General features: G+C 38.6%; 12 protein-coding genes. 7 read left to right on the top strand and 5 right to left on the bottom strand.

Features of this window, described 5'->3' with window-relative positions:
• Positions 1–7: 7 nt before the first annotated feature.
• Both CDC37_RS20425 and CDC37_RS20430 read left to right on the top strand, forming a co-directional pair.
• Complete coding sequence (locus CDC37_RS20425) at positions 8–1,711, top strand: HlyD family efflux transporter periplasmic adaptor subunit (RefSeq protein WP_096624604.1); 1,704 nt, start codon at positions 8–10, stop codon at positions 1,709–1,711.
• 199 nt (positions 1,712–1,910) lie between these two features.
• Positions 1,911–2,174 carry a HetP family heterocyst commitment protein gene (locus CDC37_RS20430; RefSeq protein ID WP_157780801.1) on the top strand — a complete coding sequence of 88 codons (264 nt, stop codon included), beginning with the start codon at positions 1,911–1,913 and terminating at the stop codon, positions 2,172–2,174.
• Positions 2,175–2,485: 311 nt separating this feature from the next.
• On the opposite strand, the gene CDC37_RS20435 is transcribed toward CDC37_RS20430, so the two are convergent.
• A complete protein-coding gene (locus CDC37_RS20435; RefSeq protein WP_096624606.1) occupies positions 2,486–5,608 on the bottom strand; it encodes a calcium-binding protein in 3,123 nt (1,040 codons plus the stop codon).
• A gap of 467 nt (positions 5,609–6,075) precedes the next feature.
• Between CDC37_RS20435 and CDC37_RS20440 the strand changes: the two genes are divergently transcribed.
• The 4 genes from CDC37_RS20440 to CDC37_RS20455 all read left to right on the top strand — a co-directional run bounded on the left by CDC37_RS20440 (position 6,076) and on the right by CDC37_RS20455 (position 8,842).
• On the top strand, positions 6,076–6,603 hold the full coding sequence (locus CDC37_RS20440; RefSeq protein WP_157780802.1) for a hypothetical protein: 528 nt from the start codon (positions 6,076–6,078) through the stop codon (positions 6,601–6,603).
• Positions 6,604–6,746: 143 nt separating this feature from the next.
• Positions 6,747–7,196 (top strand): hypothetical protein, encoded by a 450-nt coding sequence (locus CDC37_RS20445; RefSeq protein ID WP_096624610.1) that lies wholly within the window; start codon positions 6,747–6,749, stop codon positions 7,194–7,196.
• Positions 7,197–7,685: 489 nt separating this feature from the next.
• The gene (locus CDC37_RS20450) at positions 7,686–8,429 is read left to right on the top strand and encodes a L,D-transpeptidase (RefSeq protein WP_096624612.1); all 744 of its coding nucleotides are present in this window, start codon (positions 7,686–7,688) and stop codon (positions 8,427–8,429) included.
• Positions 8,430–8,473: 44 nt separating this feature from the next.
• On the top strand, positions 8,474–8,842 hold the full coding sequence (locus tag CDC37_RS20455) for an SH3 domain-containing protein (RefSeq protein ID WP_096624614.1): 369 nt from the start codon (positions 8,474–8,476) through the stop codon (positions 8,840–8,842).
• Between the two features lie 18 nt (positions 8,843–8,860).
• Here the strand turns inward: CDC37_RS20455 and CDC37_RS24550 are convergent, their stop codons facing one another.
• Positions 8,861–9,049 (bottom strand): hypothetical protein, encoded by a 189-nt coding sequence (locus CDC37_RS24550; protein ID WP_157780803.1) that lies wholly within the window; start codon positions 9,047–9,049, stop codon positions 8,861–8,863.
• Positions 9,050–9,300: 251 nt separating this feature from the next.
• Between CDC37_RS24550 and CDC37_RS20460 the strand changes: the two genes are divergently transcribed.
• Positions 9,301–9,780, top strand: coding sequence for a hypothetical protein (locus CDC37_RS20460; RefSeq protein ID WP_096624616.1), 480 nt, complete (start codon positions 9,301–9,303; stop codon positions 9,778–9,780).
• 76 nt (positions 9,781–9,856) lie between these two features.
• Here the strand turns inward: CDC37_RS20460 and CDC37_RS20465 are convergent, their stop codons facing one another.
• From CDC37_RS20465 to CDC37_RS20475, 3 genes are all read right to left on the bottom strand, one after another.
• Positions 9,857–11,071 (bottom strand): hypothetical protein, encoded by a 1,215-nt coding sequence (locus tag CDC37_RS20465; RefSeq protein ID WP_096624618.1) that lies wholly within the window; start codon positions 11,069–11,071, stop codon positions 9,857–9,859.
• An 11-nt stretch (positions 11,072–11,082) separates the two neighbouring features.
• On the bottom strand, positions 11,083–11,457 hold the full coding sequence (locus CDC37_RS20470; protein WP_096624620.1) for a transposase: 375 nt from the start codon (positions 11,455–11,457) through the stop codon (positions 11,083–11,085).
• A 347-nt stretch (positions 11,458–11,804) separates the two neighbouring features.
• Positions 11,805–13,559 (bottom strand): glycosyltransferase family 39 protein, encoded by a 1,755-nt coding sequence (locus tag CDC37_RS20475; protein WP_096624622.1) that lies wholly within the window; start codon positions 13,557–13,559, stop codon positions 11,805–11,807.
• Positions 13,560–13,658: the final 99 nt, after the last annotated feature.

Genomic DNA, 13,658 nt, shown 5'->3' on the forward strand with positions numbered 1-13,658 from the left:
TACAGCCATGACAATTATTATTAAATCCCTAATTGACGATGAAATATTATCCCCGGAAGAATCAACCATCTTACATTTAGATTCAGCCCCTCCTTTCCGGAATCATCCAATTATTACATCCTCCTGCCAACCCACTTTAGAACCAACTCCAGAAATAGACACCCATAAATTTGCACAAATATACGGCGGTGCAGTCACCTCCATTGCTCCACCCAACCCTGCAAAACAACACACAGAATCCGTGCGAGAACCGCCAAGCCTTACACCAACAGGGAATTGGTCAACATCCTTACAAACTACATTAGACCGTCCACCCGCATCCCTACCCCAACAAATACTAATTGGTGGCATCACTTTTGTAGTCGCATTTGCTACCTGGGCAACCCTTGGTTCCCTCGATGAAGTTGGTAAAGCCTCCGGTATCCTCATACCCGAAGGAGAAACCTACAAAATTAATCCCGTCATCAACGGCAAAATCACCCAGATTTATGTCCAAGAAGGACAAACAGTCAAAGCCGGTCAAATTATCGCCGAAATAGACGATCGCGCCACCTTTACCGAAATACAGCGCTTACAACAGGAGCAAAACACCCTCCAAACCGAACTCATCCAAACCAACGCCTTAATCGACAAAACCCAACTGGAAGCTCAAACACAAAACGCGATCGCCAGATCCGAACAACTAGCCCATCAACAAACCATCAACGCAGCCAAAGCTAGACTACAAGCCAGTCGGGAAATTTTAACCCAGCTCCGCAACCAACAAACCGCCAACCTCCACCGTCAAACCCAACTCCAACCGCTCCTGGAAAAATCCCGACAACTCCTGCAACAAAGACAAAAAGAAATCGCCATCTACCAAGAACGGGTTGAAAACCTACGTCCCCTATTAGAACAGGGAGCCATCTCCAAAGAAGCCTTTATCCAGGTAGAACAAGCAGTCAGAGACCGGGAACTGGCGATCGCCAAATCCCAACTAGAAGAAACACCAATGGTACGCGATCGCCTATTTGAAGCCGAGCAAACCAGCGCCCAAATTACCCGGACAATTACCCAAAACCAAGGTGAAATTGCCCAAACGGAACGGGAAATCTACAGCCTTCAAGCGACCCTATCCCAAAAACAAGCTCAAGCCGTCACCATCCAAGTTCAAGCCCAACAAAAACTTCAACAACTCAAAATCCAGCGCACCCAAATCATGGGTAAAATTCGCGACAACCAAAAACAGCAAGAGCAACTCAAAACCCAAATTCAACACCATAAACTCACAGCTCCTGTTGATGGAGTCATCCTCGCACTGAACGTCCGCAACCCCGGAGAAGTCGTTCAACCCGGACAAACAATCGCCCAAATTGCTCCCCCCACCGCACCACTCATCCTCCAGGCAATTCTACCCAACCGGGAAGCCGGATTTGTCCAACCCGGAGACCCAGCACAACTCAAATTTGACGCTTTCCCCTACCAAGACTACGGTATCATTCCTGGCAAAGTCATCTCCATCTCCCCCGACGCTAAACTCGACGAACGTCTCGGTGCAGTCTACCGCGTCGAAATCGAAATAAACCAAAACCACATTTCCACCAACAACAAACCCATCAAACTCAAACCCGGACAAACAGCCACAGCCGAAATCATCACCCGTCATCGCCGTATCATCGATGTCATCCTTGACCCCATCCGACAAATTCAAAACAGCAGTATTAATTTGTAATTCGTAATAGCCTGCGGCAACGCTTCGCGTACGTAATTTTTAATACTGCTACTTGGTGTGCAAGATACGTAATTCACCAAGCTAGATGTGGCAATGATTTCCTCGATTCTATCTGTTGCCTCATTTTCGAGAATTGGTGTAAACACCTAAAGGGTCATCTCCTTCTTTCAATCTAAAATCCAAAATCCAAAATTCAACCATGAACACTAACATTCCCACAACCAAACAACGCATCGACAGAACCATGAAACCCGAACAATTCAATCAGGTCGTCGAAGCAATTGGAGCCGGGAGATACTCCTGGGCATGTTTATTAATACTACGGTTTGCCGGATATAATCCCCTACACTATATCCCCTACCGCACCTACAGCCGTCTTATTCGTGAAAATCGCCAAGCCAGCGAGTCCACAAATCAAACATCCCAAGAAGTATCACAAATCACAGCATCCAAGTATAATTAACTAGCCAGCAGCAAAATCCGTTTATTATTTTTATTTATGAACTACTACAAGTCGGCGGAAATACGCCTACCATTTCCCTTGCTCCCATGCTCCGCGTAAGAGTCCAAGGGTGGGAGGCTCCACCTTCATTCAATAGGTGACCACGCAGAGCATAGTCACCAAATAATTGGTCTGAATATTTCCGCCAACCTGTACTATTACTCCACCACATTAATTTTGATGGGTGAGGACGATATATTTAGTTCCGCTTTATACTTTTTGCAGAGCTAAAGCCACTACTACAAACCACTCATTTTTCGGTTTTTCAAGTACTAAAATTCCTGGAAATTACCGCTAATACTCAAGTAACTTTGCAAATTACTGAAATTCATATTACTAACAATTGCTAAATCCTGATTTGTACCTTGATGAAAAATAACAGTATTTGCACCTTGCTGTCTAAATCCCAAGGAAACCAACTTTAAACCCCCTGCAGAACCTAACACATCACCCTCACTCATCTTGAAATCTCGAATTGTGTCTATTCCCCCATTATCAGCAATTACAAAAGTATCCTTACCCGAACCACCCCACAATTCATCATCACCCTCACCACCGAAGAGAATATCATTATTCCCATCACCGTAGAGTTTATCGTTACCCAAACCGCCATAGAGGATATCATCCCCATCACCACCGGAAATAATATCGTTAAAGGTAAAATTATTGGCTAGATTCAAAGCATAAGCAGGTATTACTGGTAAATCACCATAGATAGTGTCATTGCCTTTACCACCAAAAAGTCGGTCATCACCAAACCCCCCATAGATGATATCATTTCCATCGGAACCACTAATACGGTCATGACCATCAGTTCCCATGCGGATACCATTTGCAACTGTAGAAATAGTATTTGTCCCAGCACTATTAATGGTAATCGTAAATATTTGTGGTTCTGAAACTCGATTCAGACCCTCACCGCTTTCCTCAACAGTTGCTCGAAGTTGAATTGTTTTGCTACCAGTTCCAGCGATATTGCTAGCAATAGTATAACTCAAGTCACCATTATTATTAATACTGATTAAAGGCTTTAAATCTCCATCTTTAGCAAAAAAATTGCTATCTGAAGGATTAATTAATTCAACTTTATACTCCTGTATATTATCCGATTCATTCACTCCCGGATTAAAATTACCAGCCCAACCAACAATGGTTTTTGTTCCCGAACCCACCCGAATGCTTTGATTTCCACCAATAGTAAAAGTGGGTGCATCATTCACCGGATTAACGGTGATCGCTAAGGTTTTATTTATGGGATCAAAACCATCATTTACACTAATATTTAATGTGTCATTGCCATAAAAATCAGGATTTCCCAAATAAGTCAAACCAGCTATATGTGCTAGGGTTTTATTGATTTGACTTAAAGTACCCGTAAGTGTGACATTACCTGTACCATTGTTCAGAATATTATCTGCAACAACACCACCAGTAACACTCTGATTAACTGTTAATCTTCCCTGGAAAACAGATAATACCACCGAAATTTGACTATTTTCCGCATCTACATCATCAATCCGCAAATTAGAGATTACCACAGATGTATCTTCATCAACCGAAATACTGGGAAGTGTAGTATTTGCAGTGAAATTAACTTGCTTAATTTGAAAATTAGTTTGTGCAGAAGGAGTATTATCTCCAAAGAAAATATTATTAGCTCGACGATAGGGATTTTCAGCTTCTGGAAATTTATTAAAAGCAGTGTAGTTGCGAAGTTTACCGCTGAGGATAATATTACCATCCGCAAACAGGGTATAGGTTTCACCCTTAATCATCAGGTCATAATTCACTTCATTTTTCGTGTTGAAAGATGTAAACTCTGCTTGAGTAAACAGGGTACGGAAGTTACTAGCAGGTGCATCATCTGGTTCTAAACTAGGGTTACTTTGACTAGTACTATCTTCCTGTGCAAAAATTCTATCTTCCCAAAAACCCAGTTCAATTGCTTTTGTATTATCACTACTTACAACTAAAATACTAAAACCCGCTCGATCATCTTTCCCGTCATTATTTTTGTTTGCAGTGGGAGTATTATGGGACTCTGCTAAAACTTTAGCCGTGAAGCTGACAATATAACCCTCTGCATGATTTAAAGTTTGAGTAATGTTGGCAAAACCACCTTGAAGAGCTGGATTAGTAGTTGTATTTAAAGTCACACCTTCTGTACTATCATTTCTGACAACACCAGGAGTAGCATTATAAATCCAACCTTTAGAGTTAGGAACAATACCATTTGGTAGAGTATCCGTAGATGCATTGTAGAGAACTTTTGTCACCCCTAGAATAGGAGTATCATTAATTCTAGAAACTTGAATTGTTTTTGTAACTGGTGTACTTACTCCCGTACTACCATCATAGAGAAGAAACTCAACTGTTCGATCCGTTATTTGCGGGTTTTCCGAAACATTTCCATAGGTAATATTTCTTAATAAAGCTTGTACTGCTTCCGGTGTAGCGTTTTCATTCAAACTAACTACTAAACTTTCAGTCCCGATACCACCGCGAAAGTGACCGATCCGATTACTACCATAGTAAACCTCCCTCCCATCCAAACGAATCAGATTTGCTCCCACTCCCTGATTCCGAATACCCAAACGGTCATCATTACTCCCACCACTAATCAAACGTACTGTAAGATGACCATAATTGAAATTAGGTGAATCGCTATCTGTGACAATCGCATCGCTGTTGAGAATGATATGTTGACTTTTTTCAGCATAGGAAAGTACCTCATCACCCAATAAAGTCACTATTGGGGGGTTGTTATCAACAAGAGTGTAGGTAAGTTTAAAATCATCAATACCGAAACTATCCCGATTTCCGCTAACTGTACTTGAAGAAAGCGCAGAAATGCGGATCTGAACTTGTTCTGATTGGTTGTTGATATTAGTACCAAAGTTGGCAAAATTTAAGGTTGAAGAACCAAATGCACCCGGATCTGGGTAGGTACCAAGAATATTAAAGCTACCGGAATTACCAACTCGATAATCAATTGTCCACATCGTAGACCGAGGTTGAACACTTAGCATCTGAGCTTTAAAAGACAACTCAAAGTTTTGTAAACCAAGTGTATTGTCAATCGTCAAAACAAAAGATGCACCAGGGTCTCCAAAACTACCTGTCTGACGGATACCTAATGCTCTATCTGTTGCTGAATTTTGACTCGTAGGTGTTGCATTTGATTGAAGACCAGTATCATTTGCAGCAAAATTTTTGAAATTACCTCCTGAATCACCCCAAGCGGTAGGTGTAGTCGTCAAATTAGCGGAAGTACCTACAGTTGATGTAGTAGCACCTGTATAGACTAACCATCCAAATGGTAAACCGGAGCCAAGACTATCAAAATTTTCGTAGTATTCTGTGCTGTTGATATTTAATGTAATTTTGTTTGACATGATTGAATATTGGTTATTTATTATAAGTGAATTTATCGATATAAAAATAATTTAATTGATTGAGGATATGCTTGAATTAGACATGAAAATATCTCAATTGTGACTCATAAATTTAGCAAAAAACATCAGTAGTTATACGATGACCATATTCAAGATAATGCAAATCTTAATGATGCAGAGCTTAGGTAACTGACTATATTATTTTAAGGTCGTAGCGAGGAATTTAGTCCTAAAATTAAGCACTATCAGTACTGAATACAAATAAAAATTTTTAATTTCATAGTGAGGACTTTAGTTCTCAAATTAATCGCTATCAGTTCTTAATAAAAAAAATTAGAATTTTTGTAACTCTTGCGTAAGTCCTATAGGTAATAAAAAATACTAACAAATAACTCAAATCTTCATCTCCTCAAATCAATAAATACGTGTAAATACTCAACGCCTTTTTAACATCTATTAGTTATCATGTGGCCGTTTCTGTCGGCTCTCCCAAAATTTTATCAGCCCTCATGATTTATCGTTTGCTGCTAGGTTCCATATTAACTACTTCTTTTTTAGCTGGATTGACAGTTAGTACCTATGCTGATGATACACCTATATTGGATAACGAAGTAAAGACAGAATGTGAATTATTCAATCCAATCAATGGAAGTTTAGCTGCAAGTTTAGATAAAAAAATCCTCAGTAGCGATGAATCATTAGGGGGAACTCCTGCAAGTGTTGAAGTTTCTTGCAATGGAAAAATAGATATTCAAATATCTGCTCCGACAAAAGAAAGTGGTCCAGGATTATCAGCAGATGCGACTTTATCTTCATCTGCTCAATTTCGTGATTTAACAGTTACTCCATCCCAACCAGCTATAGATGTACTACCCGACAGTGAAGGGAATGTAGAAGGAACAATTATTATTAATATGTCAGTTAATAATGGGAATCAGCCGTTACAGCCAGGAAATTATAATTTTAGTGTTACTTTAACTGTGGTACCAAAATAATTAGATAGGGATTATTATACTGATTTAAAAATATTGGCAATACATCCAAAATACCAGACGCGATATATCACAATATGAGACGCAATATATTGCGTCTCTACATGCAAAATTAATTTGTCATACCTATACATGAATTACAAACTATGAATTACCAAAAATTCCTATTATTTTTGACTTTAATATTAACTAATCCCTACCTCATCCCAACAGCAAAGGCGGAAAGTAGCCAAATATGCACCTTCACCACCACCGAACCTGGTGATTTAGTCCGCTCTGGTCAACCACGACCGACTAAATTTGTGACTTTCGCAGATGCTGGTGGTACACCTGTGCAAATGGAAATTACTTGTCAGGAACCTGCACGGTTAAGCGTTTCCGCACCGATTCAATTGAGTGGACCGGAATTGAATCTGGTGGTATCGGAAACAATTATCACCACTACTACTGGTGCAACTACAAAGACGGGAGATACTCCTTTGTTATTACCTGTGGGGACAACTGGGGTGACGGTAAATATGGTGATTGATCGGGGACAACGCTTACGTGCTGGTAGTTATCGGTTTACATTTAAGCTGAATTTTATGCCACAGTAGTATTTTCACTTGTATTTTCTACCCCTGTAAACCCACATTTCTCAAAAAATCCTAAAACTTCATAGGGAATAGTCCGTGACGGGAGTAGAAGGAAAATCAATCCGTTACTCAAGGCTGACAACTTAACTTGTGAGAAATTCAGGATAAAGTGCTATACTTGTAGGGTTGTCGTAGACTAGTGCTACTACGTGCCTTTTTTCACCCATCAAAATTAGCGTGCTTAAGTAAGTAGGTGGGTGGTGGAAATTGTCGTTAAAATCTCTCTACGCCAAATGGTTGGCTACATTGTGGTTTTATGTTTAATTGCACCTAGCTACTTACTAGTATTGAATACTTATACTATATAAAATATTCAAATTTTTTTTGTCAATAATCAGTAATTTATCTGAAGTCAAAAAATCCGAAATATTCCGCAGGTAAAGTATTAGAACACAAGATTATATTCGAGACACATCGAAAAAAAGTTACATGCTAATCCGAATTATCTTGATGTCTCTAAGCTGTTTAACGGTTATAAGTTGTGCAGCGAATGCAAGGGTTTCCCTATCATCAGAACTGACTGAACAACCGCTAAATTTGACTAGTAGAGATGAAAAAATCCCAGCAAATATTACAAGTAAAGCGGGGAATTTCAATTCTTTAGAAACGCCAGATTTAGTGAACAAAAATGCTGAAACTAGTTCATTTTTATCTGGAAAATCTGTCTCCCAGGTATCAGGAAATTCAATAAACCCAGAAGCTAAACAGGTTAAAAACTTTGACCGCAAAATTGCTACTGGAATAACTAATCCAGTTACTGTGGGTGGTTATATGACCCTGACCCCAACTGGACAGACAAATGCTCTAAATAATCCATTATATGAACTCCGTCTTTATCTGAATGGACAGCTTGTTGATAGCTTTATGACTGTTTCGGGACGAGCATATACTCAGAGTCGAAATCGTCATCAGAGTGGAACAGAAGCTCCGTTACCGGATGGAAGATATAGAGTTGCAACAAGAGTAGTACCGGGAACGATTCCAGAAGCAGGCGATCGCTTTCTTCCGATTCAACCATTATTTAGGACTAGACGGACTGCTTTGGGATTCCATGTTGATCCATCTTTTAACAAAAATAATGGTGAGGATGGAACATCGGGGTGTATCGGATTAGTGAGTAAAGAGGATTTGGATCGGTTTTTAAGCTTTGTGCGTACCCATCGACCCCAATTCATCGATGTCAAAATTCAATGATGATTTGAACTTTTTTAATCAACTAATTTTAGGAGTTATCTACCATGTCTAAATCTAAAGTTGTCCAAGCGTTGATGGTTGCTGCTGTAGTTGCAACTTCTGCGTTACCTGCAAGTGCTACTTCTTTCAAATCCACTCAGGATAATTCTACCAATTTAAGCTTCCCCCGCAACCGGGAGGGAGTATTGGTTAGTCAAAGAGGAGGATATACCTATGCTTGTACCAGGGATCGCGATGGTCGCTTGAATATGCGCAGTGGTCCAGGAACCAGATTCCGTCAGGTATCCCAAGTTCCTAACGGTGCTGTTGTTAGTATTGTGGATGTGACTGAAGTTCCGATTGCTGGCTTCTATTGGTATAAAATTTCGTTCAACAACCGTGTTGGTTGGGTTCGTGGAGATTTTATCTGCTAGTTTTTATGTAAATTCCCGTTAGAAATTATATTTGCCTTCGGGCGATCGCAATTCAGCGATCGCCTGTATTTTTGAGTGCTGATGCAAAATTAAATATATATTTTCCGCAGCGTTAGCTGCGTAAACGCGTAGCGTGTCTGAAGAACTTGGAACGTTGGTAAAGCCTTCTCGAAGAGTAGCATAAGTCCTTCGGACAGACTTCGCCAACGCAAATATTTCAGCGTTTCGGGATGTCAAATTAATTTTGCACTGCTACTTACAAGCCTTTATCATACACCCATCTCTGAGTTCAGAGTTTTTTATTTTTATCCTCAACACTGAATACATGGGACGCAGTTAAATTGGTATAGTTTGCGGTACAGCTTTTGAGAAAAAATAGCTGTATTTGTAAGGTAGAGATTGTTCAATACAATCCGACGTTAGCTAGTTCGTTTGAAGGCTAAAATGGGAGGATTGAAATGACTACGCTTATTGATAAACTCGAACAACTTAAAGAAAAAGTTCCCAGGGAAGATTGGCCGATTATTGACTGGGGTGTCATGGTAATCCAACATAAACTGGATCACAATCAAGAATTTATCCAGCAAATATATCAGGAAATTAAATTAAGATTAAAATCTATTAATTGGATTTCCGGAAAACCTGTTGAGTGTCTTTTGGATGAACTAGAGTTTATGTATGAACAAAGCTTTGCTCTCCATCAAGTAGGGGAAGATGGTTTATTGCTAGTTAAAACATATATTCCCGAAATTAAAGACAGTTTCTACCAATCTTATCAGGATTGTAATACTCTAATAAATCAATTAGTGCAGTATTATCAAGATAGATGTGAAGAAGATAATCAAAAATCCCAAAATTCTCCAACTCCAAAAGAGTATATTTCTTATCAAGTTAGTTCTCAAATCTGTAAAGCAATCAGCGAAAGTCTAACTAGGTAAGAGACTGAAATTCTCTATAATCTTTTAATATCTAGAGAGAGTTAATATCTAACTTTTGTAGAAACTTCTTTATTGGCTATCCATCAGAAGGTCGAGAAATAACGCTTTCTGAAGAAATGCGTTTAGCTGTTTGTATTCCAGATTCATATTCTTGCATAACATCTCTATTGATAAAATCTTCGATGTCTTGGATTAACTTAACAATGGTATTATTTTCATCTTTATCATCTTTTGGTAATAGTTTTCTGAGAGTTATTAATAATAGGTTAACCTGAATATCGAAAAGTTCTCTTTTAAGAATATTCCATTTTTGTTGAGATTCTTGAAAATGAGTGATAATAGTACTTTCAGGAGTAGTTTGATTATCTGAAGTATCATAATTGGCGTTTAAACGTAAAATTTCTGCATCACCTCTTTGTAGTAAGTCTATTGTTTTCAGGCTATCACCAGTCTTACTCATATCCGCAAGAAGATGATTTTTTAGAGAATACATTTTCCGAACTATTTGCCGTGAGTCTGGTGATGATTCTATCACTTGATTCATTTCTATTGTTAATAACTGATATTCCAAGCAATCGATATAGTTTTCTAGGTTTTTAGTACGTTCCTCAAGTCCGCTTGTCTTTTGGTCGATATTTTCTTGTAACACAGTTTTTAGGTCAGGATGTCCCACACTAATTTCATCACCTATCCCGATTAACTTTCTGATTTGTTGTTCTAATTTTTCTTTCAAGGTTGTTGATTTATCTTTTTCTACTTCCAGACCTATCTGTTTCTCAAGTTGCGACTGAATGTCATTCTTGACTTTCTCTTTTTCTTCCTGTTTGAGTATTTCGGTCAGAATATCTTTGACTGCAAAAGCAGCAAAAATAGAAGCGATCGCAAATAATACAGGAAATGTTATCTGAGCAAATAAATCTCCTTTTGCTTTGTTTATTTCATCTTGCGCTGCTTGCTGTAGTTGTCGATTAACTTCTATTGTCACCTGCTTTTCAATGTATGCTTGTGCAAATTCCGAATTCTCTATTGCGATCGCATTTCCAGAAGTAGATGGCTGATTATTTTTTCGCTCTGAAGGATTTGTTCCCTGTTGATTAAGTTTTGTTTCCAGAGTCTGAATTCTAGAGGTAATTTCTGAAGCCTTTCCCAGTAACACTAGAGAAGGTAAAATACTGATTAATACAATTATTAAAGCTGGTAGATAGGACAAAGTAACGAACCAAACAGGTCGCTTAAAAGTCGGATTTTGGGAATCACTAGAATTTAATTTATCATTTCGATTATCTGCCATTTTTAAACCCTTTACTCTTCACTAATTTCAATTATTTTCATTAAAATCTCCGTTTGCTCAGGGGATGTATTCCTGATTCGACTGACCATTAAAGACGCAGTTGCTCGGTTGACATGAATTTCTTGTGCAAGTTTGCGAACACTAATATCGCGATTTAGTTTACAAAGCAGTAAAATTGCTTGAAACCATTTGCGTAAATCCACATGGGTTTGATGAAATATAGTCCCAACCGTAACACTATAGGAAGTAAAGCAACTATTACAACGGTATCTGTGTTCATTTTTATACATTGTGGCTTTATCTGAACCACAGTATGGACAGATTGGTGTCCCGTTCCAACGAATTTTTTCTAGATACACGAGACACTCTTCATGAGTCTTAAACATTATACTTTTACTCTCAAGTCGTGACGAGAAAAATCTTCCAAGTCAGACATTAAAAGCAGCAGTCTGGAAAACCCATACAAATTACACACAAATGTTATAAGCTTTATTACTTAATATAAACTTGTGTAATATATTACGATTAATGAATAGATGATTGGGCGATCGCATCGCAGTTATAAATAGAATTAACTACAGCAATCCTATTTAAGTTGTGAAAAATAGCGTGCTGTTGACTGAGGAGTGTTAAGCGTCAACTGTCAACCGTAACCCTACATGTAAGATTTCACAAATCCCGCTCAGACTGCTGTATAAACTAGTGATTATTGGGATGGTGATATAAACCTGATCTAACACCGATACAACTGATAGGGGATACCAATTCGATAATGGTGATTTTGATCGATGTTACACAGGTTTTTGGTGTCAGTAGTAATAATTTGGGTGGGGTAGTCCCGTCTTCTACGTCCAGGAGCAAAGACCCAAAGGTTGATATGGGGGGTTTTGATGGTTTCTAATTGGGCTAGATTTTGCCAAAATTGGGAAAAGTCGGTGGATTGTTGAAGGAGGGCAAATTTGGTATAATTTTGATATTTTGGGGGAGTTGCTAATGCAAAGCTGAGTCCTAGGGCTATGTCTTGATAGTTATGATAGCCCATGATGATTAGGGTAGGTTTGGATTGTTCTAAAAATAGGTTAGTGGCAGTTTTTTCTGGTAAGAATGGTTTTTGAAATACAAGATTATGGTTAACTAAAATGCTGCTTGTTATACTGAGGGTAATGATAATTAATAGTGTTGTGTTTGGGGATGGGTTCAGATAGTTTTGCAGATTTTTGAAGGTTTTTTTAGGGCTGTTCTGTAAATATTTTTCCCGATTACTATTTTCTGATTGGTTTAATTGATGTTTGAGAATTTTCTTATCTAAAGTTGCTGCAATCAAAATAATTGCACTAGGATACCAAATAAAGCTGTAGCGAGGTACGGAGGTAATATCTTTTTGAAAAACATAGCTAATTATCAATATTTCTAGAATTAAACACCCGGTAATCCCAATAAATGTGAAAGTAATGGTATTCGTTTTTTGAGATTTGAGTAATTGTCTTAATCTGGTTGGAAAAAAGTTACCAAACCACAATCCGAATACTAACATTGTGATTGCACTGGGAATTGTTACTAGTAACGGTTGATGTTCTACTGGTAAGGCAATAATCATTAATAACCAGTTGAGAATAGTGTGATAAATTGGTGCAATATGTTGGGGTTGAGATAGCCAATCTGTTTCTGAGGCTTTACTGTGGGTGAGGAGATTGGTTAACCAGGGTATATAGCTACAAGTAATAACAATTATGGATATACCTAAGCCAATCAGATTTGTTTTGAGGTGGGATATTTGCTGACGATGTTTGCTAATAAATCCTAAATGTGTGACAATTTGGGCAATCACTACTAAAATCATAAAGTAATGGGTATATAAACCCAAGCTACTTACCAAAATCCAACTACACCATAACCACCATCTCGGTTTACCCCGAATCAAAGCATCCTGTTGAATTCGGATTTGAGCGATTAAAGCTAGGGTAATCATCAAAATCGGTAAAGTGTAATGACGTGCTTCCTGGGATAAATAGACCCCAAAGGGGGAAACAGCCATTACCATTGCTGCAATTAATCCGGTGGTGGGAGAAAAAGCTAGACGAGTAAGTACGTAGGTTGATGCGATCGCGCTTACTCCAAATATTGCTGGTAGCAAGCGTAATCCCATCACCCAGTTAATTCCTGCAAGTTGCAACCATCCCATCCATCTATGCATTGCACAAAAAAATAGGGGTGGATGGGTGGATTGACTTATCAGGTTTTGGGTGATTTGTCTACAACTTGTCGGTTGATAGGTAAATATTTCCTGTACCTGGGTAATGCTGATAACTTGGTTCAGGGACAATAAGTGGTAATTTTTACCTAGGCTAAAAATGGCTGTAATTACTTCGTCTAACCATAGGGGTTTTAAATCTAGATTCCATAGCCGTAATAATAGCCCAAGAATGAGAATTCCTGTTAAACCCAAGTAATGATAGGGATGTAGGGGGGATGTTTGCTGGGAAGCCAATCGTCGTGGTCAGGAGTTTACAATTAGACCCGTTATTCAACGGATTTAGTAGGAATTATATCACCTGACGGTAGAGACGACCCGATGGGTCGTCTCTAT

Source organism: Calothrix sp. NIES-3974, from assembly GCF_002368395.1.
GTDB lineage: Bacteria > Cyanobacteriota > Cyanobacteriia > Cyanobacteriales > Nostocaceae > NIES-3974.

What these genes read in the sequence shown, in the direction of transcription:
- CDC37_RS20425 (WP_096624604.1), top strand. Translation starts at nt 8, where the DNA reads ATGACAATTATTATTAAATCCCTAATTGACGATGAAATATTATCCCCG.
- CDC37_RS20430 (WP_157780801.1), top strand. Translation starts at nt 1,911, where the DNA reads ATGAACACTAACATTCCCACAACCAAACAACGCATCGACAGAACCATG.
- CDC37_RS20435 (WP_096624606.1), bottom strand. Translation starts at nt 5,608, where the DNA reads ATGTCAAACAAAATTACATTAAATATCAACAGCACAGAATACTACGAA.
- CDC37_RS20445 (WP_096624610.1), top strand. Translation starts at nt 6,747, where the DNA reads ATGAATTACCAAAAATTCCTATTATTTTTGACTTTAATATTAACTAAT.
- CDC37_RS20450 (WP_096624612.1), top strand. Translation starts at nt 7,686, where the DNA reads ATGTCTCTAAGCTGTTTAACGGTTATAAGTTGTGCAGCGAATGCAAGG.
- CDC37_RS20455 (WP_096624614.1), top strand. Translation starts at nt 8,474, where the DNA reads ATGTCTAAATCTAAAGTTGTCCAAGCGTTGATGGTTGCTGCTGTAGTT.
- CDC37_RS20460 (WP_096624616.1), top strand. Translation starts at nt 9,301, where the DNA reads ATGACTACGCTTATTGATAAACTCGAACAACTTAAAGAAAAAGTTCCC.
- CDC37_RS20465 (WP_096624618.1), bottom strand. Translation starts at nt 11,071, where the DNA reads ATGGCAGATAATCGAAATGATAAATTAAATTCTAGTGATTCCCAAAAT.
- CDC37_RS20470 (WP_096624620.1), bottom strand. Translation starts at nt 11,457, where the DNA reads ATGTTTAAGACTCATGAAGAGTGTCTCGTGTATCTAGAAAAAATTCGT.